The sequence below is a fragment of the Sphingomonas sp. ERG5 genome (genome assembly GCF_000803065.1).
Lineage (GTDB): Bacteria > Pseudomonadota > Alphaproteobacteria > Sphingomonadales > Sphingomonadaceae > Sphingomonas.
On sequence record NZ_JSXI01000085.1, the window covers coordinates 43,880 to 65,700 of the forward strand.

Genomic DNA, 21,821 nt, shown 5'->3' on the forward strand with positions numbered 1-21,821 from the left:
CCGGACCTTCGGGTTCGGGCCGGACGCTCCTCATGGAGATCCCTGTCTATGCAGGGATGACGGCAATTTGGGTGGGCTCACCGTCCCCACCTGGTCTGGGGTTCCGTGAAACGGCCCCTTAACGAACGAAGGATGAAATCATGCGTCATGGTGTTGGCGGTCGTAAACTTTCGCGGACTTCGGCCCACCGCATCGCGCTGTTCCGCAACATGTCGGCAGCGCTGATCAAGCACGAGCAGATCACGACGACGGTCGCGAAAGCCAAGGAGCTTCGCCCCTATGTCGAAAAGCTGATCACGCTGGCGAAGAAGGGTGGCCTGTCCAACCGTCGCCTCGCGCATGCTCGCCTGCTCGACGATGCGCAGCTGACCAAGCTGTTCGACGTTCTGGCGGCGCGCTATGCCGATCGTAACGGCGGCTATACCCGCATCATCAAGGCCGGCATCCGCGCGTCGGACGCAGCGCCGATCGCGATCATCGAATTCGTCGATCGCGACGTTTCGGCCAAGGGCCAGGATTCGGGTCCGGTGATCACCGACGAGGATTATGATCAGGCCGCCTGATCGCTTTTCCATCGCGACAATGAACAGGGGCTCCGCGAAAGCGGGGCCCCTTTCGTTTGTGCGGGCTGGGTCGGCCGATCGGCGTGAATGATTGGGGTCGGTACCGGGGGGTCGGTGCCGGGGGTTGAGTGATGTCGGATGGCTGATAGGGTGCCACCATCCAGTCCTTCCCGGGAGCGACCCATGCGCCGTGCGCTACTCACCCTTTTGCCGCTTCTTTTCACCACGCCCGCCTTTGCCGCCGGCCAGACCACGGAAACCGCTGCCCCCATGCCGAAGCCGACCTATCCCGAAACCCGCAAGGTCGATCAGGTTGACGAACAATTCGGCGTGAAGGTCGCCGACCCATATCGCTGGCTCGAGAATGACGTGCGCACCGATCCGGAGGTCGCGGCATGGGTTGCGGCAGAGAATAAGGTTACCAACGCCTATCTCGCCACCTTGCCCGGCCGCGACATCTTCAAGGAGCGCCTGAAGCAGCTGATGGATTATGAGCGCTTCGGCTTGCCGGAGAAAAAGGGTAATCGCTATTTCTACAGCCATAACAGCGGCTTGCAGAATCAGGCCGTGCTGTACGTCCGGGACGGGGTGAATGGCGAAGGCCGTGTCCTGATCGACCCCAACAGCTGGTCGAAGGACGGCGCCACCGCGCTGGCCGAATGGGTCCCGTCGGAGGATGGCAGCAAGATTGTCTATTCGATTCAGGATGGCGGCACCGACTGGCGCACGCTCAAGGTGCTCGACGTCGCGACCGGCGCGATTGCCGGCGACACGATCGAATGGGTGAAATTCTCCGCCTTCGCCTGGGCCAAGAATGGATCGGGCTTTTATTATTCCCGCTTTCCGGTCGCGACGGGCGAAAAGAAGTTCCAGGCGCTGAACGAGAACCAGAAAATCTACTTCCACAAGCTCGGCACCGCGCAAAGCGCCGACACGCTGATCTATGCGACGCCCGAAACGCCACGGCGCAACCATCAGGTGCAGGTCACCGATGATGGCAAGTGGCTGGTCATCACCACTACCGAGGGCACCGACAATCGATACGAAATGACGGTCATCGACCTGACCGCGCCGAAGCTCGCGCCGCGCACCATCTTCAAGGGGCTCGAGAATGAATGGAGCTATGCCGGCAATCAGGGCTTCAACTTCTTCTGGGTGACCAACAAGGATGCCCCGCGCTCGCGCATCGTGTCGACCAACCTCGCCACGCGTTCGGCCGTGCCGCCGATCGTCGAGATCGTGCCGCAGGACAAGGCAGTGCTTGATGGTGCGGGAATCGTCGGCGGCACGCTGATCGCGTCCTATCTTGCCGATGTGAAGACCGAAGTCCGCCGCTTCACCCTGGCTGGCAAGCCAGATGGCGTGGTGGCATTGCCCGGTATCGGCAAGGCGGCCGGGTTCGGCGGGGAGGCCGATGATCCCGAGACCTTCTATTCCTTCACCAGCTTCGCCACGCCGACCACGATCTATCGCTACGATGTGAAGACTGGCCAATCCACGCCCTGGGCCACACCCAAGGTCGCGTTCGATCCGTCGCTTTTTGACGTGTCGCAGCGCTTCTATGCGTCGAAGGACGGCACGCGTGTGCCGATGTTCGTCGTACGGCGCAAGGATGTGACCGGGCCGGCGCCGACCCTGCTTTACGCCTATGGCGGCTTCAACATCTCGATGACGCCCAGTTTCTCGGCGACGCGCATCGCCTGGCTCGAACAGGGCGGGGTGCTGGCGGTCGCGAATATTCGCGGCGGGGGCGAATATGGCAAGGAATGGCATGATGGCGGCCGCCTCGCCAGGAAGCAGAATGTGTTCGACGATTTCATCGCGGCGGGCGAATATCTGAAGGCCGAAGGACTCACGTCGAAGGACGGCCTGGTCATTCAGGGCGGATCGAATGGCGGCTTGCTGGTCGGCGCGGTGACCAATCAGCGCCCCGACCTGTTCGCCGCCGCGCTGCCCGCGGTCGGCGTAATGGACATGCTGCGCTTCGACCGCTGGACCGCCGGGCGTTATTGGGTCGACGATTATGGCTATCCGTCGAAAGAGGCCGATTTCAGGACGCTCTACGCCTATTCGCCGTATCATAATGTGAAGGGCGGCAAGCCTTATCCGGCGATCCTGGTGGCAACGGCGGACACCGACGACCGCGTCGTACCCGGACACAGCTTCAAATACACCGCAGCGCTGCAGGCGGCGGATATCGGCGACCGGCCCCACCTTGCCCGAATCGAGACCCGCGCCGGCCATGGCAGCGGCAAGCCGACCGACAAGATCATCGCCGAAGCGGCCGATGACTGGGCCTTTGCCGCGAAATGGACCGGGCTGACGGTCAAGCCGATCCAGTGATTCCACGGGTCATATGGTCGGTCATGGGTGGCACGGCACTGGCCTTGGTGCCAGTGCCTGCTGCCGCCGCGGGGCAGGACAAGATCGTCTTGCTCGACGATATGATCGATCACACGCCAAAGCCGATAACGCCGAAATGTGAGATGCATATCTGGCCGACGGACAAATTCGGCGTGACCGTGGATAGCGGGTCGACCGGCCTGCTCGGCTTTATTCTGGTCGCAAACCTTCATGGCAAAAGAAAAGGACAATATAGTTCGGCGATGCCGGTCTCACTGGCGAAAGCGCGTCAGGTGGAATTGATGTCGAGATTTGATCTGGCGCGACTGAAGGGGATGGTGGATCCCCTCATTGTCTTCAATGGCGACACGCTACTCGACAGCGAAACATCCTTTTATCGCAATCAATCCAAGACAATGAAACAGCCGAGCCCGGGAACCATGTGTCGCGGCGATATTACCGTCAATGCGGTGAATTTGAAATCCATCAGCACGGAAACGGCATTGACGGTAAGCTTGTCATATCGTGCCGTGGGAGAAGATGGAAAAAAGTTAAAAGACATTGATGACAAGATTGATGTTCATCTTACGCTCTACAAGGACAATCGGCCGGATATAGAGATGCGGAGGGACGCGGAGCTGGTTGGTTCATTCATGGGGGCATTTGGTCAGTTTTTGAACAAACACGATCACTAGCAAGGCGCGATGTTTACCCGAGCGGATGCCGGCGGCGCATCAGCGTGACGTCAGCCCGCCTCTCGTCGCGACCCGCTGATCCGGCCCTTCTCTTGGCCGCGCATGGGGAGGGGGTTCACTCTGGCGGCTCATCTGCTATCCGCTGGTCATGACACAGCCAGCACCCTTCAACCCCGATTCCATCCTGATCGTCGATTTCGGCAGCCAGGTGACTCAGCTCATCGCGCGCCGCGTGCGGGAAGCGGGGGTCTATAGTGAGATCGCGCCGTTCCAGTCCGCCGAAGCGGCGTTCGAGCGGATGCAGCCCAAGGGCATCATCCTGTCGGGCAGTCCGGCCTCGGTGCTGGATGCCGACAGCCCGCGCGTGCCGCAGGTGATTCTCGACAGCGGCCTGCCGATCCTCGGCATCTGCTATGGCCAGCAAGTGCTGATGGCGCAGCTGGGCGGCATCGTCACATTGGGCGACAGCGGCGAGTTCGGCCATGCGGTGATCGAGGTGAGCGACCGTTGCTCGCTGTTCGACGGTTTATGGGCTGAGGGCGAAAGCCATCAGGTGTGGATGAGCCATGGCGACAAGGTCAGCGCGCTCGCCCCCGGCTTCCGGCCCGTCGCCGCCAGCCCGGGCGCGCCTTATGCGGTGATCGCCGATGACGACCGGCGTTATTACGCCATGCAGTTTCACCCGGAAGTGGTGCACACACCGGGCGGCGGCAGGTTGATCGCCAATTTCGCGCGCCATGTCTGCGGCCTGACCGGCGACTGGACGATGGCCGAGTTCCGCGCGACCAAGATCGCCGAGATCCGCGCGCAGGTCGGCAAGGGCAAGGTGATTTGCGGCCTGTCCGGCGGGGTCGATTCGGCGGTCGCGGCGGTGCTGATCCATGAGGCGATCGGCGAGCAGCTCACCTGCGTGTTCGTCGATCACGGCCTGATGCGCTCGGGCGAGGCCGATCAGGTCGTTGGCCTGTTCCGCAATCACTACAATATCCCGCTGGTCCATGTGAATGCCGAGACGCTATTCCTGAACGGGCTGGCCGGGATCACCGATCCGGAGGCCAAGCGCAAATTCATCGGCGCGACCTTCATCGATGTGTTCGAGGCCGAGGCGAAGAAGATCGGCGGCGCGGAATTCCTCGCTCAGGGCACGCTTTATCCCGACGTGATCGAAAGCGTGAGCTTCACTGGCGGCCCGTCGGTGACGATCAAGAGCCACCATAATGTCGGCGGCTTGCCCGAACGCATGAACATGAAGCTGGTCGAGCCGCTGCGCGAATTGTTCAAGGACGAAGTGCGCGCGCTGGGCCGCGAACTCGGCCTGACCGATGCGTTCGTCGGGCGGCATCCTTTCCCTGGGCCGGGCCTGGCGATCCGCATCCCCGGCGAAGTGACGCGCGAGCGCTGCGACATCTTGCGCAAGGCCGATGCGATCTATCTCGAGGAAATCCGCAACGCGGGGCTCTACGACGCGATCTGGCAAGCCTTCGCCGTGCTGCTGCCGGTGCGCACGGTGGGCGTGATGGGCGACGGACGGACTTACGACTTCGTGCTCGCGTTGCGCGCCGTCACCTCGACCGACGGCATGACCGCGGCGGCCTATCAATTCCCCGGCGACTTTCTGCCGCGCGTCGCGACGCGGATCGTCAATGAGGTGAAGGGCATCAACCGCGTGACCTATGACTATACGTCGAAGCCGCCGGGCACGATCGAGTGGGAGTGATTCCGGCCTGCGCGACAAGATACGATCCCTGGTGCATGTTGATCTTCAGGTGATGCCGGCCCGCGAACGGTGATTTCCTGCGCTTTCGGTGCTGGAAAACCGCTATTCTCGCCACCTCCTCTGGGCGTTGCGGCACCGCCGGAGAAAAACATGCCCAGTTTTCAAGCCCGCGCTCTTGGGGTCGTCATTTCGCTCATCGGCGTGAGGCGGATGTGGGATCCGGAGCGTCTCGAGCGGACGATTTCCAAAGACCGTCGCAAAGGCGCGGCGCAGCCCTCCGCCGGCCTTGAGAGGCGCTTTGTCGTCCGTAAAGAACAAGTCATGGGCCAGGATGTTTTCACGCTGAGCCCGAGCGGCCGCTTGGCCCGGCGACCGATCCTCTACCTTCATGGCGGAGGTTTTGTGATGTCCATCACTGAGCCTCACTGGGGCTTCATTGGGGAAATGGCGGACCAGCTGGACGCCATTATGACCGTGCCGATCTACCCGCTGGCGCCCGAATGCAGCATGGACGATACGCTCGCCGCCCTGGTTCCGCTCTATACAAATCTCGTCCGGCAGTATCCGGACACACTGACGATCATGGGGGACTCCTCGGGCGCCAACCTGGCGCTCGTCCTGGCGACGATCGGCCGCGACCAGGGGAGTCCGTTGCCTGCCCAAATCGTCCTGATTTCCCCGGGAGTGGACTTTTCCTTCTCCGATCCGGCCCAGCTTGCGATCGACAAGGTGGATCCAATTCTCAGCCTTCGCGGCTTGCGTGCACTCGGGCCAATTCACGCCGGCAGTTATGACATTCGCGACCCGAAGATCAGCCCCTTGTTCGCAAACCTGCGGGGGTTGCCGTCTGTGGCCATATTCACGGGCACCCGGGACCTGCTCAATCCCGATGCGCGCGCGCTCCGTACAGCGCTGACCGCTGTCGGCAATCCTCCGGTATTTTTCGAATACCCCGACATGCTGCATGTATGGCCGCTGTTTCCGCTGCCCGAAGCCGGACGGGCTCGACACCAGATCGCGGACTTCGTGAAGCAGTGCGAGCAGGCCGTCACCGCGTCGGTATGATAGCCTTCGTTGGAAGAGAGGCGGTCGCTCAAGGAAGGTCAGGTCCGGAACCGCCTCCAGGCGACTCAAGCGCCATCTCTAGCATAGTCACCGGCCAATCAACTTATCGGCCTTGGACAGATTCTCGACGGGTGACGCAAAGAACCGCCGCAGCTCGTTGGCAACCAGCCCTGGCTTGCCGACATTGTCGGCTGCCATATGACCGATAGCCTTGAGCGCCACCCGCTCCGCCTGCGGCAGCTCGCGCTGCAACGCATCGAGCGCCATGCCCAGATATTGGTTGGAATTGTCGCCGCCCATCAGCAGCACCGGCAGGCCGATTGCGCCGAAGCGCTGCGCCTGACCCGAAGTGGCGGCGACGAGCCGTATGTCGTAATGGACGGTCGGCACCAGCTCGCGGATGGCGGCGGCGGCCTCGCCGGTGCCGCGCAGGGCCATCCGCATCAGCAACCTGAGCAGTGGCCGGGGCAGGTTGGTGAACCAGTCGCGCCGGTCGCCGGTACCCTTCATTGCCGCAATCATGGCGCCAGCGAGGTCGCCGGCCGCGAGATCGGCCTCGTAGCGCGGCGCGAAATCGAGCGGCGATGGCGACCCCACCGGCACCGGCGGCTCGTAGAGCGCAATTCTATCGAAAGCCTGCGGATGGCGCAGCGCCGTCCACAGCGTGGCGATGGCGCCCGAGCTCAGCGCGAATATGTCGCGCGCGCTTGTTTGCGCCAGCACCGCCGACAGATCGTCGACCTCGGTATCGATGCCATAGTTTGCTCCTGGCGGGCCGCTGAGGCCTCGTCCGCGCCGGTCCGGCAAATAGAGCGTGAAGCGGTCGGCCAAAAACTCGGCGAGCCGCGTGAAATTGAGGCTGCTCTGCATGGCGCCCGGCAGCAGAACCAGGCCGGGACCGACCCCGATCTGCCGATAGCCAATAATGGTGCCGTCGCGCGAGGTTGCGTGATCGATCGACCATCGGGTCGGCCGCGCCTCGCGCACGGCCACCGTCGCGTTGGCCCGAACCAGCTCCGGAGCTGGCGCCAAGCCGACCGGCCGACCTCCCGCTATTGTGACGTCAGATTCGTCCATTCAAGAACCTTGATACAGTGTTCGCAGTATCCTATATATGATACTGGGTACACTGTTCGCAATAGGGGAAATGCATTGGCCGAAACCGTCGTTCCATCGGTTATCTGGATGCGCCCAACACGCGGCAGCCGAGGCCCACAGCCTTCGCGTGACCGCGAGGCGATCACCAGAACGGCCATCACCATTGCCGACCGCGAAGGCGTCGCGGCCGTCTCGATGCGCCGTATCGCAGCCGAGATCGGTACCGGTACGAGTTCGCTTTACCGCTATTTCGCGCGCAAAGACGATCTGCTGAACCTGATGGTCGATGGCGCGCTTGCCGGTGGCGACTCTCGGTCGTCCGGCGATTGGCGAGCGGATATGCGCCAGGTCGCCGAGGGATTGCGGGCGCGATTCAAGGACCACCCCTGGCTTTGTTCGGCACTCGCAGGCAAGCCGACCCTCGGGCCGAACAGGATGCGGACGCTCGAACAATCGCTGTCCCTACTTGAGGCCACAAAACTAAGTCTGACCGAGCGGTTGACGATAATCGATACGGTCGCGTCATATGTGCGTGGCTACGTCGCTTCCGAAGTCGCCGACATTGCCGCTCGCGCACAATCAGGCCTTGCCGAAGAGCAATGGGATTCCGATCAGGCCGAATATGCCGAATCGCTCAAGAGATCCGGGAGTTATCCGCTTTCTGCGGCCTTGTTCATTGAGCTTGAGAAAACCGAGTCCGAGCACCGTCAAAGCGAAGGCTTTTCCGCAGGCCTGGATATCATCCTTGATGGCATCCAGGTTCGGCTCAATCTTCGGAGGCTCTGAGGTTTCAACGTGTCTGCGACGGCAATATTCTCATTGGTTATAAACAGCTTGATCCTCTGCCGACGATCGAGTGGGAATGAAGGTATCGCGACGGTTCATGTCGACGTCAGCTGCGTCGGCACATCCTTCATGGCCCCTTCCTTGAACCACGGGGCTCATTGAATCCTGTCAGGGTCTAGGTCGCGGCGGCCGAATCCGCCTTGGCAAAATGCGCCATCTGGTCCGCATGCGCCTTGACGAACGCCGGGCGGGCGGTCGCGCGGGCGACATAGGCGCGGCAGGCGGGATATGGCGCCAGTCCGTCGAACCGATCGACCAGGCGCAGCACATCCGCCATGAGAATGTCGGCGATGGAGAAGGTCCCGACCAGCCATTCGCTTCCCTCCAGGACCGTTTCCATGTGCTTGAGCCGGGCTTCAAGGAACGAATCGAAAAACTTTCGTATTGGCGTTTCTTCGGTGTCGCCTGAGAATTTGAAGAAGGACCAGGGCTGGCTCGCGGCCTCGACCGAAGCGAGCGCTGCGAACAGCCATTCCCTGGCGTCGCTGCGGCCGCGCCGATCCGTCGGCATCAGCTTGTCGCTCAACTCGCCGAGGTGGAGCAGCCCCGCACCGCTCTCGAAGATCGAGAGGTCGCCATCGATCAGCCACGGCACCTGGCCAAAGGGTTGGTGCGCGAAATGGTCCGGGCCCCGATCTCGAAACGGCGTACTCTCGACCCGATAGGGCAGGCCGGCTTCCTCCAGCGCCCAGCGCAACCTGATGTCGCGGACAAAGCCGCGCGGCATCTCGGGAACCCAGTCATAGGTGATGACGGTCAGGTCGCTCATTCTTTCTCTCCAAGGAAAATCGGCAATTTGTCGAGCAGGCCGCTCCAGCCCAGCTCATGGCTTTGACGCGCGTCTTCGTCGGGCAGATGCGCGTGGATCAGCGTCAGCTCGGTGCCGCCGTCGAGCGGCCTGAGCAGGAATGTCACCAGCGATTCCCGTTCGGGCATGCCGGCCCATTCCCAGGTGAACACCAGCTTCCGCTCGGGCAGCACGTCGCGATACACGCCGGTGGGATTATGCTCCTCCCCGTTCAGCAGCCGGAAGATGATGCTGAACCGGCCGCCCGGTCGCACATCGGCCTCGACCTTCAGCGTCGGCCCGGCATCGGGGCCCCACCATTGCAGCATCTGTTCGGGCCGGGTGATCGCCGCCCACACCTTGGCGGGCGAGGCCTTGACCTTGCGGACGATGGTCACGCTGGGCAGGCTGGAGGTCATCACGCATCATCCTCTTCGACAAAGGCGACAAGCCGGTCGATGCTCGCCGTCCAGAAGCGCTCATAACGTTTGAGCCCCGCCATCGCTTCCTGCATCGGCTCCACCGACAGGGTCACCGCCACGGTCCGGCCGGTCTTGGTCCGGGTGACCAGTCCGGCGTCGGACAGGACGTCGAGATGCTTCATCATCCCGGGCAGTTTCAGCGACAGCGGCCGGGCGAGCTCGCTGACCGAAAGCCCCGGTTCGTCCTTCAGCCGCATCAGCACGCCCCGCCGCGTCGGATCGGCGAGCGCGGAGAAAGTGCGGTCGATCGCGGATGCCTGATACTTCACCATTTGGCGAACTATTGTCGATGCCCGCGACGGTGTCAACGTCCGTGGGTCGAACGGGATGATCGCTTGCCGCGAAGCCGCGTCGCGATGCCGCTGCTCAATCGTCCTGCGTCGTCGCGGCGAGCAGCGCGAAAGTGGCAAGCCAGTGCGTGCCCATATAATCATCGGCGATATGCGGCAGGCTGGCGGCGACATGGCTTTCCGCCACATGCCGTGCGATATCGCTGACCGGATGGCGTTCGCCCAATGCGGCCGCAAGCGTTCGCCAGCACCAGGCGCGGCTGAGGTTGAGCCCATCGAGATGGGCGATCTTGCCATCGCTGCGGTCGGAAACATGCGCCGGCGTGAACAGGGTCGCGGGCTCGCCGTCGGCGACCTGCGGCAGGAAGTCGTCGAACCACAGCGTGAATGCCGGACGCTCGAGCAGCCGGCTCATCAGCGCGGCTTCCATCAATGCCGGCGACAGGAATTCGTCACCGCCCGGCTCCCACGCCTGGCACCCACGGTCCCTGGCGAACCAGCTGTTTGCGCGCGTTGCGATAAGCGTTGCCAGATCGGGATCGTGCGTCCGTGCCCAATCGTGCGCGAGCAACGCTGCGAAGGCGCTGTTGCCGTGCGTACCGGTGCGGATCGGATAGGTCAGCTTGGGCAGGAAGGCGGTGAACCGCGCGGCGAACGCGCGCGCCAGCGGTTCGAGCGCGGCAGCCCATGGGGCATCGTGCCGCACCGCTTCGCCGTGCAGCGCCAGCATCCAGGCCCAGCCATAGGGCCGTTCGAACCCGCCGCTGCCCGGCCGGTCGAGATAGGATAGTTCGACCGTGACCTTTTCGGGGGTCAGCATGGCATCCGCCCGCGCGCGGATTTTCGACGCCTCGGCGATCGCGGGAAACAGGCGCGAGAGGCGCAGCACCTGCCACCAGCCATGGACGCAGCTGTGCCAGTCGAAACTGCCGTAGAAAATCGGATGCAGTGCCGAGGGGGTCGCCGCATCGGCCGGACAATCGAGGACATGATCCAGCTTGTGCGGATATTCCTGGCCGAGATGGCTGAGCGTCAACCGCGCGAAGCGGCCGGCCAGTTCGGCATCGAGCAATGTCATCGGATCACCAGCCAGAGCAAAAGGATATTGAACGCCAGCAGCGGCAGCGCGGTCGGGATCTGCGCCTTGATCACTCCCCAACGGTCCTTGAGGTCGAGCAGGGCGGCCGGCACCAGGTTGAAATTCGCTGCCATCGGCGTCATCAGCGTGCCGCAGAACCCCGCCAGCATGCCGATCGCCGCGACGCGCGCAGGGTCCGCACCGAAACCGTTGACCAGCAGCGGCAGCCCGATCGCCGCCGCCATCACCGGAAAGGCGGCAAAGGCGTTGCCCATGACCATCGTGAACAACGCCATGCCCAGGCCATAGGCAATCACCGCGCCGATCAGGCTGCCATGAGGGATGGTGTGGCTGACCAGTCCGCCGACCACCTCGCCGACGCCCGATACCGCGAAGACCGCGCCCAGGCTGGCGAGCATCTGCGGCAGCACCGCCGCCCACCCGATATCGTCGATCAGCCGCAATCCTTCGCGAAACGGCGCGGCGGGCGCGGGCCGTAACCAGGCATAGCAGACGGCGAGCGCGATCAGCACGCCGAGCGTCAGCGCCACCAGCGTGCCCTGTCTGGGATCGACGATGCTGGGCATATGCTTGAACAGCAAGGTGCCGACCAGCGCGGTCGCCGGCACCACCAGGGCCGGCGCGAACAGCCATGCGTTGCGCGGCGCGACGGGGACGATGTCGTCGGTGCGGCGCGCGCGCATCCGTCCGGAGGCGGCGACCGCGGTCAGCGCCAGTACCAGCACGCCGTTGCCGACATCGCCGATCAGATCGCCGAACAACAGGCTGACCGCGAGCAGCAGGTGGAAGGCGGCATTGCTCCACCGCGCGCCACGCGCGCCCAGCACCGCGAACGCCAGGAACGTCGCGCCGGCAACCGGATAGACGATGTTCAGGCCGATCATGCCGCGCGCCGTTTCGCGCGGGCGTCGATCAGCAACAGGCGCGTGCCATGGATCAGCAGCGCCGCGATCGCGGTCGGAATCGCCCAGACCGACAATTGGAACGGCTCGACCAGGATGCCATAACCCTGCAACACGCCTTTCATCAGCAGGATCGATCCGATCGCGATGAAGATGTCCTCGCCGAAGAACAGCCCGATATTGTCGGTCGCCGCGGACAGTGCGCGCAGCTCCTCGGGATCGTGCGCGCCGGGCGCTTCGCTCTCGGCGGCGGCCTCGACCATCGGCGCGACGAGCGGGCGCACGGTTTGCGGATGCCCGGCGATCGACGTCAGGCCGAGTGCGGCGGTGACCTGCCGGAACACGAGATAAAGCGCCAGCAACCGACCCGGCGTCGCGCCGCGCATCCGCCGCACCAACGCCGCGGCGCGCGTCTGCAGGCCATGGCGTTCGAGCAACCCGATCACTGGCAGCACGATATAGACCACGCTGACGAAGCGGTTGTCGTTGAACGCCTTGCCGAACACCGCAAGGATCTTGAGTGGGTCGAGCCCGGCGGCAAGCCCGGTGACCAGCGCTGAGACGGCGACCACCAGCAACGGATTGAAGCGCAGCAGGAAACCAAGCGCGATCACGGCAATACCGGCCAGCACCAGCATCTATTTCGTCGCCTCGGCCAGCTTGATTGTCCCCATGCCGCCAGCCTAACCGCCGCCGCGCTGAGAGGCCAGCGGGCTTTGCATCCGCCGCCGATATTCGCCAAGGACAGGCGATGGCAAACACCGGCTGGCAATTCTGGATCGATCGCGGCGGCACCTTCACCGATATCGTCGCGCGTCTGCCGGACGGCATCATCCGCACCGCCAAATTATTGTCGCACGATCCGCACTATGACGATGCGGTGGTCGCGGGGATCGCGCGGATGATCGCGGCGGAAGGCGCGACGCTCGCCGACATCGATACCGTCCGCATGGGCACCACGGTGGCCACCAACGCGCTCCTCGAACGCACCGGCGAACCCACCTTGCTGGCGATCACCCGCGGTTTCGGCGATGCGCTTCGCATCGGCTATCAGGCGCGGCCCGATATCTTCGCGAAGCACATCGTGTTGCCCGAACAGGCCTATGCCGCGGTCATCGAGATCGATGAGCGCGTCACGGCGGAAGGAGAGGTGCTGCGGCCGCTCGACGAAACGGCCGCGCGCGCGGCGCTGGCGGCGGCGTTTGCGCGCGGGCTGCGGTCGGTCGCGATCGTGCTGATGCATGGATATTGCCACACCGTGCATGAACTCGCACTGGCGGAAATCGCCCGCGCCGTGGGTTTCACGCAAATCTCGGTCAGCCACGATGTGAGCCCGTTGATCAAGCTGGTCGGCCGCGGCGAGACGACGGTGATCGACGCCTATCTGTCGCCGGTGCTCGATCGCTATGTGGCGCGTGTCGCGGCGGCCTTGGGCGACACCGAATTGCTGTTCATGCAATCGAATGGCGGCCTGGTCGGCGCGAGCGCGTTTCGCGGCAAGGATGCGATTCTGTCGGGGCCGGCCGGCGGTATCGTCGGTATGGCCGAGACCGCGCGGTTGGCGGGCATTGAGCGGGTGATCGGCTTCGACATGGGCGGCACCTCGACTGACGTGTCGCACCATGCCGGGCAGCTGGAACGCACCGGCGAGGCAATCGTCGGCGGCCTGCGCGTGCGCGCGCCGATGCTGCAGATCGAAACGGTCGCGGCGGGGGGCGGATCGATCTGCCGTTTTGACGGGATGCGCTTGCGCGTCGGCCCGGCATCGGCCGGGGCCGACCCCGGGCCGGCCTGCTACCGCCGGGGCGGGCCGCTTACGATCACTGACTGCAATCTGTTGCTCGGTCGCCTGCAACCGGCGCATTTTCCGGCGCTGTTCGGGCCGGATGGCGATCAGCCGATCGATCTCGATGTGGTGCGCACCAAGTTCGAGGCGATGGCGGCGGAAGTCGGCTCGACGCCGGAACGCCTGGCGGAAGGCTTTATCGAGATTGCCAACGATGCGATGGCGAGTGCGATCCGCACCATCTCTGTCGCGCGCGGCCATGATCTCGCGCGCTATGCGCTGGCCAGCTTCGGCGGCGCGGGCGGTCAGCATGCCTGCGCGATCGCCGATATTCTCGGCATCGACCGCGTCATGATTCACCCGCTGGCCGGTGTCCTCTCCGCATTCGGCATGGGCATGGCCGCGCACCGTATCGTTCGCGAGGCGACCGTCGCGCTGCCGATCGACCGCGAGAGCGAAGCGGCCGCCACGCTTGATCGATTGGCGCGCGATGCTGCCGACGCCCTTGCCGTGCAAGGCGTGGCGATCGACCGGATCGAGCGCCGCCTGCGCGTGCGCTATGCCGGTGCGGACTCCGCATTGACCCTGGAGGCCACGCCATTCGCCACGCTCGCCGATCGCTTCACGGCGACTCATGCCAGGCGGTTCGGTTTCCTCGATCCCGGTGCGGCGATGGTGATCGATGCCGCCGAGGCCGAGGCGGTCGGCCGCTCGAGCGCGGCGGCGGTGACGTTCGCGGCGGGCAATGGCGAACCGACTGGCGACACGATCACGCTGCACATCGATGGTGTGGCGACTTTGGCAAGTTTGTTCGACCGTGCCACGCTCTCCGCCGGCTGGTCGATCAATGGACCGGCGGTGGTGGTCGATGCCTCGGGGACGACCTTCATTGCCCCCGGCTGGCGCGCGACGATCAATGACCAGGCCAACCTGATGCTCGATCGCGTCACGCCGCGCGCAAGCCGCGCCGCTGCGGGCACCGATGTCGATCCGGTGCGGCTCGAACTGTTCGCCAATCTGTTCATGGCCATCGCCGAGCAGATGGGTGTCGCGCTGCAGCAGACTGCCTGGTCGGAGAACATCAAGGAACGGCTCGATTTCAGCTGCGCATTGTTCGATGCGGACGGCAGCCTGATTGCCAATGCGCCGCATATCCCGGTCCATCTGGGATCGATGGGTGAGAGCATCCGTACGATCATCGCCAATCGCGGCGGCACGATGTGCCCCGGCGACGTCTATGCGCTCAATGACCCCTATCATGGCGGCACACATCTGCCCGACGTTACCGTGATCATGCCGGTGTTCGCCGAAGGGGATAAGGCTGCCTTTTACGTCGCCGCTCGCGGGCATCATGCCGATATTGGCGGAAAGACGCCGGGATCGATGCCTGCCGACAGCCGCAGGATCGAAGAGGAGGGCGTGCTTGTCGACGACTTCCTGCTGGTGAATAGCGGACGTCTGCGCGAAGCGGAATTGCGCGCGCTGCTTGCCTCGGGCGACTGGCCGGCGCGCAACCCGGATCAGAATATCGGCGATATCCGCGCCCAGATCGCCGCCTGCGCCCGCGGTGCGGATGCGCTGCACGCGGCGGTTGCGGAACATGGGCTGGCGGTGGTGCAGGCCTATATGGGCCACGTCCAGGCCAATGCCGAGGAAATGGTGCGGCGCCTGCTTGAACGGATCGAGGGCGAGAGCTTTCGCTACGCGATGGACAATGGCTCGGTCGTCGCGGTCGCCATCGCGATCGACAAGGCGACGCGCAGCGCGATCGTCGATTTCACCGGCACGAGCGCGCAGCGCGACGACAATTTCAATGCCCCCGCTTCGATCGCGCGCGCCGCGTTATTATATGTCGTGCGCGTGCTGCTCGATGAGCCCGTGCCGCTCAACGATGGTTGTCTTGTGCCGTTCGAGATCGTTCTGCCCGAAGCGTCGATGCTCAACCCCGCATGGCCCGCGGCGGTCGTCGCCGGCAATGTCGAGACCAGCCAGGTCGTGACCGATGCCCTGTTCGGGGCGTTCGGCGCGATGGCGGCGGCACAGGGGACGATGAATAATTTCACCTTTGGCGATGGCGCACGGCAATATTACGAGACGATTGCCGGTGGATCGGGCGCCGGTCCCGATTTTCCGGGCACCAGCGCGGTGCAGACGCACATGACCAACAGCCGCATGACCGATCCCGAAATCCTCGAACAGCGCCTGCCGGTGCTGGTCGAACGCTTTGCGATCCGGCACGGCTCGGCTGGCCGGGGTGCGCATGACGGTGGCGACGGCACGATCCGACGGATTCGGTTCCGCGCGCCCATGACCGCCACGATCCTCGCCAATCGCCGCCGTGTCGCCCCCTTTGGCCTTGCCGGCGGACATGACGGCGCCCCTGGCCGCAGCCGGGTCGAAAGGATCGACGCCACAATCCAGGATCTGCCCTCCGCCGCCAGCGTGGAGATGGTGCCAGGCGATGTTTTCGTTATCGAGACGCCGGGCGGCGGCGGTTATGGATACGCTCCGCCGTCGGTTGAACCGGTCGACTAGCGCTGGTCGCGCGTCCGGGCTCAGGCCCGATCACCAAGCGGCCTGGCGGCGAACGCCCAAAAGCCAATCTCCTGTCTCCTGGAGGACCGTCGACTTGGGTGGAATCGTCCCCCGTTCGGGCTGAGCCTGTCGAAGCCCATGCGCTGCGCGTGCCCTTCGACAGGCTCAGGGCGAACGGGGGGTGGGTCAACCCAGCTCGAAACCGCTCTAAGTCCCGCATGAAGGTCCGCGTTGCCCCCGGGGGCATCGATTCAACCCACGCCCCGATTATGCCACCCACGCCCGCGAACGCGACTCTGACGGGTCCTGATCCTGCTCTTTCTCATCTGTGAAAAAATCGAACCAGCCGGCGCTTGTTCCCGGCTGAACAGGGCCTGTTTCGCCACCTGTTATCACCTGTTTTCGCACCTGTTATTGTATAACAGGTGGAGCGGGGGCATCTCATTGAAAGAAAATCATAAATTCCGCGCCGATCGCCAACTTTACGGCCCAAAAAAATCATGCCGCAAAAACAGGTGAAACAGGCGCGGTCTACCGGGCAATCCCGACTATCCTGGTGCCCGTCCAGAGGCTGGAATATTGGCAATCCGCGGCTGCTGTTTCGCGCCATGACAACGCTGTTCCGCATGCTGTTCCGTGCTGTTTTCATGCTGTTATTCAATAACAGCATGAAGGGGCATCAAGTCATTGAACGACAAGCGGAAATTTCGCCGAAATTTCCAACTTAACAGCATGGAAAAAATTCACGCCGAAATAACAGCATGAACAGCATGAAATGTTAGATGTCGTAAGCGGCCCGTCGCCACCCGCCATGCCCGGTCAGCTGCACGACCGGAACAGCGATCTACCGACCGCTTCACGCTCCGCACCTGAAGCGCCGAAAGAAATTTACACGGCGATGTCGATTCCCGAAAACCTCGTTCGTCGTTCCGATGCCAGTCCGATGCGACTGGCTCGACCAAGGAGACAGACGATGCGCGTGATGGTGCTGGTGAAGGCGACTGATGAAAGCGAACGGGGCTTTTCCCCCACCGCCGAAACGATGGAGATGATGGAGGCGATGGGCCGGTTCAATGACGAACTGATCAAGGCCGGCATCATGCTGCCCGGGAGCGGCGATGGGCTCAAACCGTCCTCGGAGGGCAAGCGGATTGCATTTGACGGGCCCGGCCGCACGCTCATCGATGGGCCTTTCGCCGAGACCCGCGAACTGGTCGCCGGCTTCTGGCTGTGGGACGTCAAGGACATGGCCGAGGCGGTCGCCTGGGTGAAGCGCTGCCCCAATCCCATGCCGGGCCCGAGCGAGATCGAAATCCGTCCGCTGTATGAGATGGCCGACCTGCAATGACATTCTGACGCCGCAGGTCGTCCACACCTTCCGCTGCCGGCGGGTCCGCTTGCCTCCCTCATGGCTTTGTCCGACAAGGCCGCATGACGGCAGGCGAGACGCACCAGGCGATCGAAGCGATTTTTCGCATGGAACGGGCCAGGCTTATCGCGAGTCTGGCCCGCTTTGCGGGCAATATCGATCTTGCCGAGGAAATGGCGCAGGACGCGCTACTCATTGCCCTGGCCGAATGGCCCAGGACCGGCGTTCCCGCCAATCCCGGCGCATGGCTGATGACTGCCGCCAAACACCGCGCCATTGACGTGGCCCGTCGCGACAGGATGCGCGAGCGCAAACATGAGGAGATCGCGCGGGAGCTGGATGGCGAGGCCGACGGCACGGACGTGAACGCGGCCTTGGACGATGATCTGGGCGACGAACTGCTCGGACTCATCTTCACGGCTTGCCACCCGATCGTGTCGGCCGATGCCCGCGCCGCGCTCACGCTGCGGGTCATCGGCGGCCTGACCACCGACGAAATCGCCCGGGCTTTCCTGTCGAGCGAAGTGACGATCGCGCAGCGTATCGTTCGCGCGAAGAAGACGATCGGCAAGGCCGGACTGAGCTTCGAGGTGCCGCGCGGCGCCGAACGGGCGGCGCGGCTCTCCTCGGTGCTTGAGGTCGTCTACCTCATCTTCAATGAAGGCTATGCCGCCACGGCGGGCGACGACCTGGTCCGGCCGAGCCTGTGCCTGGAGGCGCAACGGCTGGGCCGCATCCTTGCCGCGCTGATGCCCGAGGAAGCCCCCGAAAAGTCGGAAGTGTTTGGCTTGCTGGCCCTGATGGAAATCCAGGCGTCGCGCTTGCCGGCCCGGACCGGGCCGGACGGTGCTGTTGTCCCGCTGACCGAGCAGAATCGCGCGCGCTGGGACCCATTGCTGATCCGCCGGGGTTTTGAGGCGCTGGCCCGCGCGGAAGCGCTTGGCGGCGCCGATGGCCCCTATGCATTGCAAGCCGCGCTTGCCGCCTGCCATGCGCGTGCGCTCGGTCCGGCCGATACCGACTGGCCCCGCATCGCGGCGCTTTACGACCGGTTGCGCATTGTGATGCTCTCGCCGGTGGTCGACCTTAATCGGGCGATCGCTCACAGCATGGCTTATGGTCCCGAGTCAGGCCTGCGGCTGCTGGACGAGATCGCCGACGATGCCGCGCTGCGCCACTATGCGCCCTTGCCGGCGGCGAAGGGCGACTTCCTGTTTCGGGCTGGCCGGCGTGCCGAGGCTCGCGTCGAATTCGAGGCGGCGGCCAAGCTCACCCGCAACGGGCGGGAAGCGGCCTTTCTCCTCGCCCGCGCCGAGGCTTGCGATTGAGTGCATCGATCGCCGGAGCGATCCGGAGTGGTTTCGAGCTGGGTTGATCCACCACCCCCGTTCGCCCTGAGCCTGTCGAAGGGCACGCGCGGCGCATGGGCTTCGACAGGCTCAGGGCGAACGGAGGGGGCGATTCCACCCAAGTCGAAGCCGCTCTAGTCGGGCAGCAGTTCGAACGACGCCCGGCCATGGACCTGGCCGTTGATCAGAATCTCGATGTCATGGCGGCCCGGATAGTGAATGCGGGTGGTGAAGTTCGCGATCGATTGCCGCTTTCGCACCTGTTCGACGGCGCCCTCCGCCAGCTCCAGCGTCTTGAGTTTGAACACCTTGGCGGCGACGCCCCCTGACTTTTTGACGTAGTGGATCGCATAATCGACCACCAGCCGCTGGGATTCGTCGGCGAGGGAGGACAGTTCGAACGCGATGTCGATCGTCTGCCCCAATGTGATGGCGGCGGGCGAGACGCGCAGGCCGGTCAGCGCCACCCGTGGTACCGCGCCTGCGCCGATGATCGTCAGGGCGCGGCGGTCGCCTTTCTTGATCAGGCTGCGCAGCGCATGTTTCGCGATCCACGCGGTGCCGGTTTTCTCCAGCGGCCACCGCTCGATACGGTCAAGCGCCCAGGCCGGGTTATCCTTGGTGATGTCGTTGAGGCTGTTGGCGACCGACCGGCGAACATAGAGGCTCGGATCGTCCTTCAGGGCATTGAGGATCGGCTCGAGCGGTGACGGGTCGCGCATGAGCGGCTTGATCTGGAACGACCAGGGCAGGCGCGGCCGGCTGCCTTCGCTGGCCAGCCGGCGGACATGCTCATTCTCGTCATGAGCCCATGTCTCCATGACCGCGAGCGTTCGGGCGAAATCGCGTTGCAGGAAATGGCGCACGGCGAATTCCGACGAGCCGAAGGTCGTGAAGAATTTGAGCGCGTCCATCGACGTTTCGAAATGCCCGGCGCCATGACGCGCGACATAGTCGGGCAGGATCAGGGTCACGAAACTGCTGTTCAGGCGCGGCGCCAGTTCGCGCAGCACGGCGATATTTGCCGCGTAATCGCCGGGCAGTGCCGCATGCAGGCTTTCCGCCACGCGGCCCATGCGCGCCATCAGCGAACCCTGATCGAAGTCGCTGCAGCGGGCGAGAAACAAGGCCCGGTCAAAGGCCGGTGAAACCAGGCTCGCTTCGTCGGCAATGTGGCGAATGCGCTGCGGATTGAAGATTTCCTTCAACGCTGGCGCTGCTTCTTTATCAGCCATTATCTCACCTTGGCGGCGCGACATCGGGGTGTCCGGCATGGCGCGGTGACGGTCGTCATCCTCGATCTCTATGACGAAGCCCGGCGACCGGAGATAGAGGCGATCATCGCTCGGGGACAGGATCCACCGGCATGTCGGTGGCCAGTGGATGCCGGTCGGTCGATTTGGCGAAACGTTCAAGACGCCCGCATGCCGGCGCGTCCATCTCGGCGGCAGTCATTCATCGACGGCGCAAAGGATATGCCATGCAGTCAGATCAGAAGTTCGTGCCCGCTCTCGGCATATCGAGCCTGACGGGCAATTACGATCGCGTGGTGGCGGTCATGAGCCGGGAGCGTCGCTGGCGCTCGGCGCTGCTGGATTTGATGGCCCCGTCCGGGGCGGATTCGATCGTCGATTTCGGGGCCGGGACTGGGACGCTGTGCCTTGGCCTGAAACAGCGTGCACCCGATTGCCGGGTCATTGGAGTCGATCCGGATCCCGAAATACTCGTCATCGCCAAAGCCAAGGCCGACGCCCTGGGGATGGCGATCGACTGGCGTGAGGCGATGGGGGACCGGGTGGGGGAATTCATCGCGGATGGATCGGCGACCAAGGTGGTTTCGAGCCTCGTGTTCCATCACTGCGACTTGCCCATGAAACGGGATATTCTGCGCGCCATGGCCCGCGTCCTGCAGCCCGGAGGCCGCTTGTTCATTGCTGATTTCGGGCGTCAGCGGACGCTGACGATGCGGGCGCTGTTTCTATTGGTGCAGGCCGTCGATGGCTGGAAGACGACCGGCCAGAATGCGCGCGGGATATTGCCGCAACTGATTGCCGAGGCTGGCTTTCTTCAGGTCGAGGAAAGACTGGTCGTCCCCACGCCGACGGGCTCTGTCTCGCTCTACACCGCGCGAAAGCCATGATGTCGGCGTAGCGAGGTGGCCGCCACCCGTGGCGTGATGCCGAAGAAACGGCCCATGATCCGGGTCAGATGCGCCTGATCGCTGAATCCCGCCCCGGCTGCGGCTTCGGCCAGCGACTGGCCTGTCGCGATGATCTCGGCGGCCCGGGTCAGCATGCGCCATAGCCGCCACTGCGCCAGTGGCGCGGTCAGGGCCTGGGCGGCCAGGGCGCGCAGGCCCGATACCGAGACCCCGGCCGTCATCGCCGCACGGCGGATGGCGCCGGAGCCGCCCGGGTCTTCCGCAAGGGCGGCCAGGGCGCGGGCGAGGCGATCGTCGAGCAAGCGGGGGGGACAGGCTGCGATCAGGCGATCCATTGCCCCGGCCACATCCTCGGCCACCATGAGTTCGGGTGCGAGCTCCGGGGGAAGCTGGGCGATATCGCCGCCGGCACTTGCCGACCGCCATGCCTGACCGGCCGGGCTGTCGACCTCCACGAACACGCATCGGACGCCGCCCGGGTTCGGCGCGAGCCGATGACGCGTTCCCTCCCGTATCAGAATGGCGGGCCCGGTCACCGTGCCCTGATCGCCGGTGACGGACACTGGCCCTTTCAGGCCGATCGCCAGCTGGATGGCAAGGTGGCGGTGCGTTCTGGAGTCGGCGGTCGGGCCCTGATAGGCTGCCCAGCCGTCACCCAGCATGGTGATCCCGTCCCAATCCATGATGCTCATTTCCGGCATAGGCGAAACGCTTCTGCTATGCTTCAACTAGCC

The 21,821-nt window shown here is 64.2% G+C and carries 19 protein-coding genes; 10 read left to right on the forward strand and 9 right to left on the reverse strand.

Going from position 1 to position 21,821, the window contains the following annotated elements:
• Positions 1 to 140 precede the first annotated feature (140 nt).
• The 5 genes from rplQ to OO12_RS26355 all read left to right on the forward strand — a co-directional run bounded on the left by rplQ (position 141) and on the right by OO12_RS26355 (position 6,383).
• Positions 141 to 563, forward strand: a complete 423-nt coding sequence (gene rplQ / locus OO12_RS26335; protein WP_034161672.1) for a 50S ribosomal protein L17 — start codon at positions 141 to 143, stop codon at positions 561 to 563.
• A gap of 183 nt (positions 564 to 746) precedes the next feature.
• Positions 747 to 2,906 carry a prolyl oligopeptidase family serine peptidase gene (locus OO12_RS26340; RefSeq protein WP_034161673.1) on the forward strand — a complete coding sequence of 720 codons (2,160 nt, stop codon included), beginning with the start codon at positions 747 to 749 and terminating at the stop codon, positions 2,904 to 2,906.
• A gap of 23 nt (positions 2,907 to 2,929) precedes the next feature.
• Complete coding sequence (locus OO12_RS26345; RefSeq protein ID WP_034161674.1) at positions 2,930 to 3,601, forward strand: hypothetical protein; 672 nt, start codon at positions 2,930 to 2,932, stop codon at positions 3,599 to 3,601.
• A 148-nt stretch (positions 3,602 to 3,749) separates the two neighbouring features.
• Positions 3,750 to 5,318 (forward strand): glutamine-hydrolyzing GMP synthase, encoded by a 1,569-nt coding sequence (gene guaA / locus OO12_RS26350; protein WP_034161675.1) that lies wholly within the window; start codon positions 3,750 to 3,752, stop codon positions 5,316 to 5,318.
• Positions 5,319 to 5,468: 150 nt separating this feature from the next.
• On the forward strand, positions 5,469 to 6,383 hold the full coding sequence (locus tag OO12_RS26355; protein WP_082006799.1) for an alpha/beta hydrolase: 915 nt from the start codon (positions 5,469 to 5,471) through the stop codon (positions 6,381 to 6,383).
• A gap of 87 nt (positions 6,384 to 6,470) precedes the next feature.
• Here the strand turns inward: OO12_RS26355 and OO12_RS26360 are convergent, their stop codons facing one another.
• The gene (locus OO12_RS26360; RefSeq protein ID WP_052216294.1) at positions 6,471 to 7,415 is read right to left on the reverse strand and encodes an alpha/beta fold hydrolase; all 945 of its coding nucleotides are present in this window, start codon (positions 7,413 to 7,415) and stop codon (positions 6,471 to 6,473) included.
• A gap of 120 nt (positions 7,416 to 7,535) precedes the next feature.
• On the opposite strand from OO12_RS26360, the gene OO12_RS26365 reads away from it, so the two are divergent.
• Positions 7,536 to 8,267 carry a TetR/AcrR family transcriptional regulator gene (locus OO12_RS26365; RefSeq protein WP_152616680.1) on the forward strand — a complete coding sequence of 244 codons (732 nt, stop codon included), beginning with the start codon at positions 7,536 to 7,538 and terminating at the stop codon, positions 8,265 to 8,267.
• A 175-nt stretch (positions 8,268 to 8,442) separates the two neighbouring features.
• Here OO12_RS26365 and OO12_RS26370 read toward each other — a convergent pair whose 3' ends face one another.
• The 6 genes from OO12_RS26370 to OO12_RS26395 all read right to left on the reverse strand — a co-directional run bounded on the left by OO12_RS26370 (position 8,443) and on the right by OO12_RS26395 (position 12,525).
• Positions 8,443 to 9,096 (reverse strand): glutathione S-transferase family protein, encoded by a 654-nt coding sequence (locus OO12_RS26370; RefSeq protein WP_034161677.1) that lies wholly within the window; start codon positions 9,094 to 9,096, stop codon positions 8,443 to 8,445.
• The gene (locus OO12_RS26375) at positions 9,093 to 9,533 is read right to left on the reverse strand and encodes an SRPBCC family protein (protein ID WP_034161678.1); all 441 of its coding nucleotides are present in this window, start codon (positions 9,531 to 9,533) and stop codon (positions 9,093 to 9,095) included. Before OO12_RS26375 ends, OO12_RS26370 begins: the two co-directional genes overlap by 4 nt.
• Entirely contained in the window at positions 9,533 to 9,868 is a 336-nt protein-coding gene (locus OO12_RS26380; protein ID WP_034161679.1) for an ArsR/SmtB family transcription factor, read from the reverse strand. Before OO12_RS26380 ends, OO12_RS26375 begins: the two co-directional genes overlap by 1 nt.
• Before the next feature lie 94 nt (positions 9,869 to 9,962).
• Entirely contained in the window at positions 9,963 to 10,964 is a 1,002-nt protein-coding gene (locus OO12_RS26385; protein ID WP_034161680.1) for a DUF2891 domain-containing protein, read from the reverse strand.
• The gene (locus OO12_RS26390; protein WP_034161681.1) at positions 10,961 to 11,869 is read right to left on the reverse strand and encodes a DUF979 domain-containing protein; all 909 of its coding nucleotides are present in this window, start codon (positions 11,867 to 11,869) and stop codon (positions 10,961 to 10,963) included. The genes OO12_RS26385 and OO12_RS26390 overlap by 4 nt, the downstream gene beginning before the upstream one ends.
• On the reverse strand, positions 11,866 to 12,525 hold the full coding sequence (locus OO12_RS26395) for a DUF969 domain-containing protein (protein WP_034161682.1): 660 nt from the start codon (positions 12,523 to 12,525) through the stop codon (positions 11,866 to 11,868). Before OO12_RS26395 ends, OO12_RS26390 begins: the two co-directional genes overlap by 4 nt.
• 113 nt (positions 12,526 to 12,638) lie before the next feature.
• On the opposite strand from OO12_RS26395, the gene OO12_RS26400 reads away from it, so the two are divergent.
• The 3 genes from OO12_RS26400 (at position 12,639) to OO12_RS26410 (ending at position 18,905) form a co-directional block, all read left to right on the forward strand.
• Entirely contained in the window at positions 12,639 to 16,208 is a 3,570-nt protein-coding gene (locus tag OO12_RS26400) for a hydantoinase B/oxoprolinase family protein (RefSeq protein WP_034161683.1), read from the forward strand.
• 973 nt (positions 16,209 to 17,181) lie between these two features.
• Positions 17,182 to 17,556, forward strand: coding sequence for a YciI family protein (locus OO12_RS26405; protein WP_034161684.1), 375 nt, complete (start codon positions 17,182 to 17,184; stop codon positions 17,554 to 17,556).
• Between the two features lie 128 nt (positions 17,557 to 17,684).
• The gene (locus tag OO12_RS26410; protein WP_235365023.1) at positions 17,685 to 18,905 is read left to right on the forward strand and encodes an RNA polymerase sigma factor; all 1,221 of its coding nucleotides are present in this window, start codon (positions 17,685 to 17,687) and stop codon (positions 18,903 to 18,905) included.
• Between the two features lie 155 nt (positions 18,906 to 19,060).
• On the opposite strand, the gene OO12_RS26415 is transcribed toward OO12_RS26410, so the two are convergent.
• Positions 19,061 to 20,161 (reverse strand): DNA alkylation repair protein, encoded by a 1,101-nt coding sequence (locus OO12_RS26415; RefSeq protein WP_034161717.1) that lies wholly within the window; start codon positions 20,159 to 20,161, stop codon positions 19,061 to 19,063.
• Between the two features lie 245 nt (positions 20,162 to 20,406).
• Between OO12_RS26415 and OO12_RS26420 the strand changes: the two genes are divergently transcribed.
• Complete coding sequence (locus OO12_RS26420; protein WP_034161686.1) at positions 20,407 to 21,066, forward strand: class I SAM-dependent methyltransferase; 660 nt, start codon at positions 20,407 to 20,409, stop codon at positions 21,064 to 21,066.
• On the opposite strand, the gene OO12_RS27310 is transcribed toward OO12_RS26420, so the two are convergent.
• The gene (locus tag OO12_RS27310) at positions 21,045 to 21,779 is read right to left on the reverse strand and encodes a helix-turn-helix domain-containing protein (protein WP_160296923.1); all 735 of its coding nucleotides are present in this window, start codon (positions 21,777 to 21,779) and stop codon (positions 21,045 to 21,047) included. The two genes, OO12_RS26420 and OO12_RS27310, sit on opposite strands and share 22 nt — an antisense overlap.
• Positions 21,780 to 21,821: the final 42 nt, after the last annotated feature.

Coding starts and splice junctions, on each gene's coding strand:
- OO12_RS26340 (WP_034161673.1), top strand. CDS start 747: ATGCGCCGTGCGCTACTCACCCTTTTGCCGCTTCTTTTCACCACGCCC.
- OO12_RS26375 (WP_034161678.1), bottom strand. CDS start 9,533: ATGACCTCCAGCCTGCCCAGCGTGACCATCGTCCGCAAGGTCAAGGCC.
- OO12_RS26415 (WP_034161717.1), bottom strand. CDS start 20,161: ATGGCTGATAAAGAAGCAGCGCCAGCGTTGAAGGAAATCTTCAATCCG.
- OO12_RS27310 (WP_160296923.1), bottom strand. CDS start 21,779: ATGAGCATCATGGATTGGGACGGGATCACCATGCTGGGTGACGGCTGG.
- OO12_RS26390 (WP_034161681.1), bottom strand. CDS start 11,869: ATGATCGGCCTGAACATCGTCTATCCGGTTGCCGGCGCGACGTTCCTG.
- OO12_RS26405 (WP_034161684.1), top strand. CDS start 17,182: ATGCGCGTGATGGTGCTGGTGAAGGCGACTGATGAAAGCGAACGGGGC.
- OO12_RS26400 (WP_034161683.1), top strand. CDS start 12,639: ATGGCAAACACCGGCTGGCAATTCTGGATCGATCGCGGCGGCACCTTC.
- OO12_RS26410 (WP_235365023.1), top strand. CDS start 17,685: ATGGAACGGGCCAGGCTTATCGCGAGTCTGGCCCGCTTTGCGGGCAAT.
- OO12_RS26420 (WP_034161686.1), top strand. CDS start 20,407: ATGCAGTCAGATCAGAAGTTCGTGCCCGCTCTCGGCATATCGAGCCTG.
- OO12_RS26355 (WP_082006799.1), top strand. CDS start 5,469: ATGCCCAGTTTTCAAGCCCGCGCTCTTGGGGTCGTCATTTCGCTCATC.
- rplQ (WP_034161672.1), top strand. CDS start 141: ATGCGTCATGGTGTTGGCGGTCGTAAACTTTCGCGGACTTCGGCCCAC.
- OO12_RS26370 (WP_034161677.1), bottom strand. CDS start 9,096: ATGAGCGACCTGACCGTCATCACCTATGACTGGGTTCCCGAGATGCCG.
- OO12_RS26385 (WP_034161680.1), bottom strand. CDS start 10,964: ATGACATTGCTCGATGCCGAACTGGCCGGCCGCTTCGCGCGGTTGACG.
- OO12_RS26395 (WP_034161682.1), bottom strand. CDS start 12,525: ATGCTGGTGCTGGCCGGTATTGCCGTGATCGCGCTTGGTTTCCTGCTG.
- guaA (WP_034161675.1), top strand. CDS start 3,750: ATGACACAGCCAGCACCCTTCAACCCCGATTCCATCCTGATCGTCGAT.
- OO12_RS26380 (WP_034161679.1), bottom strand. CDS start 9,868: ATGGTGAAGTATCAGGCATCCGCGATCGACCGCACTTTCTCCGCGCTC.
- OO12_RS26345 (WP_034161674.1), top strand. CDS start 2,930: ATGGGTGGCACGGCACTGGCCTTGGTGCCAGTGCCTGCTGCCGCCGCG.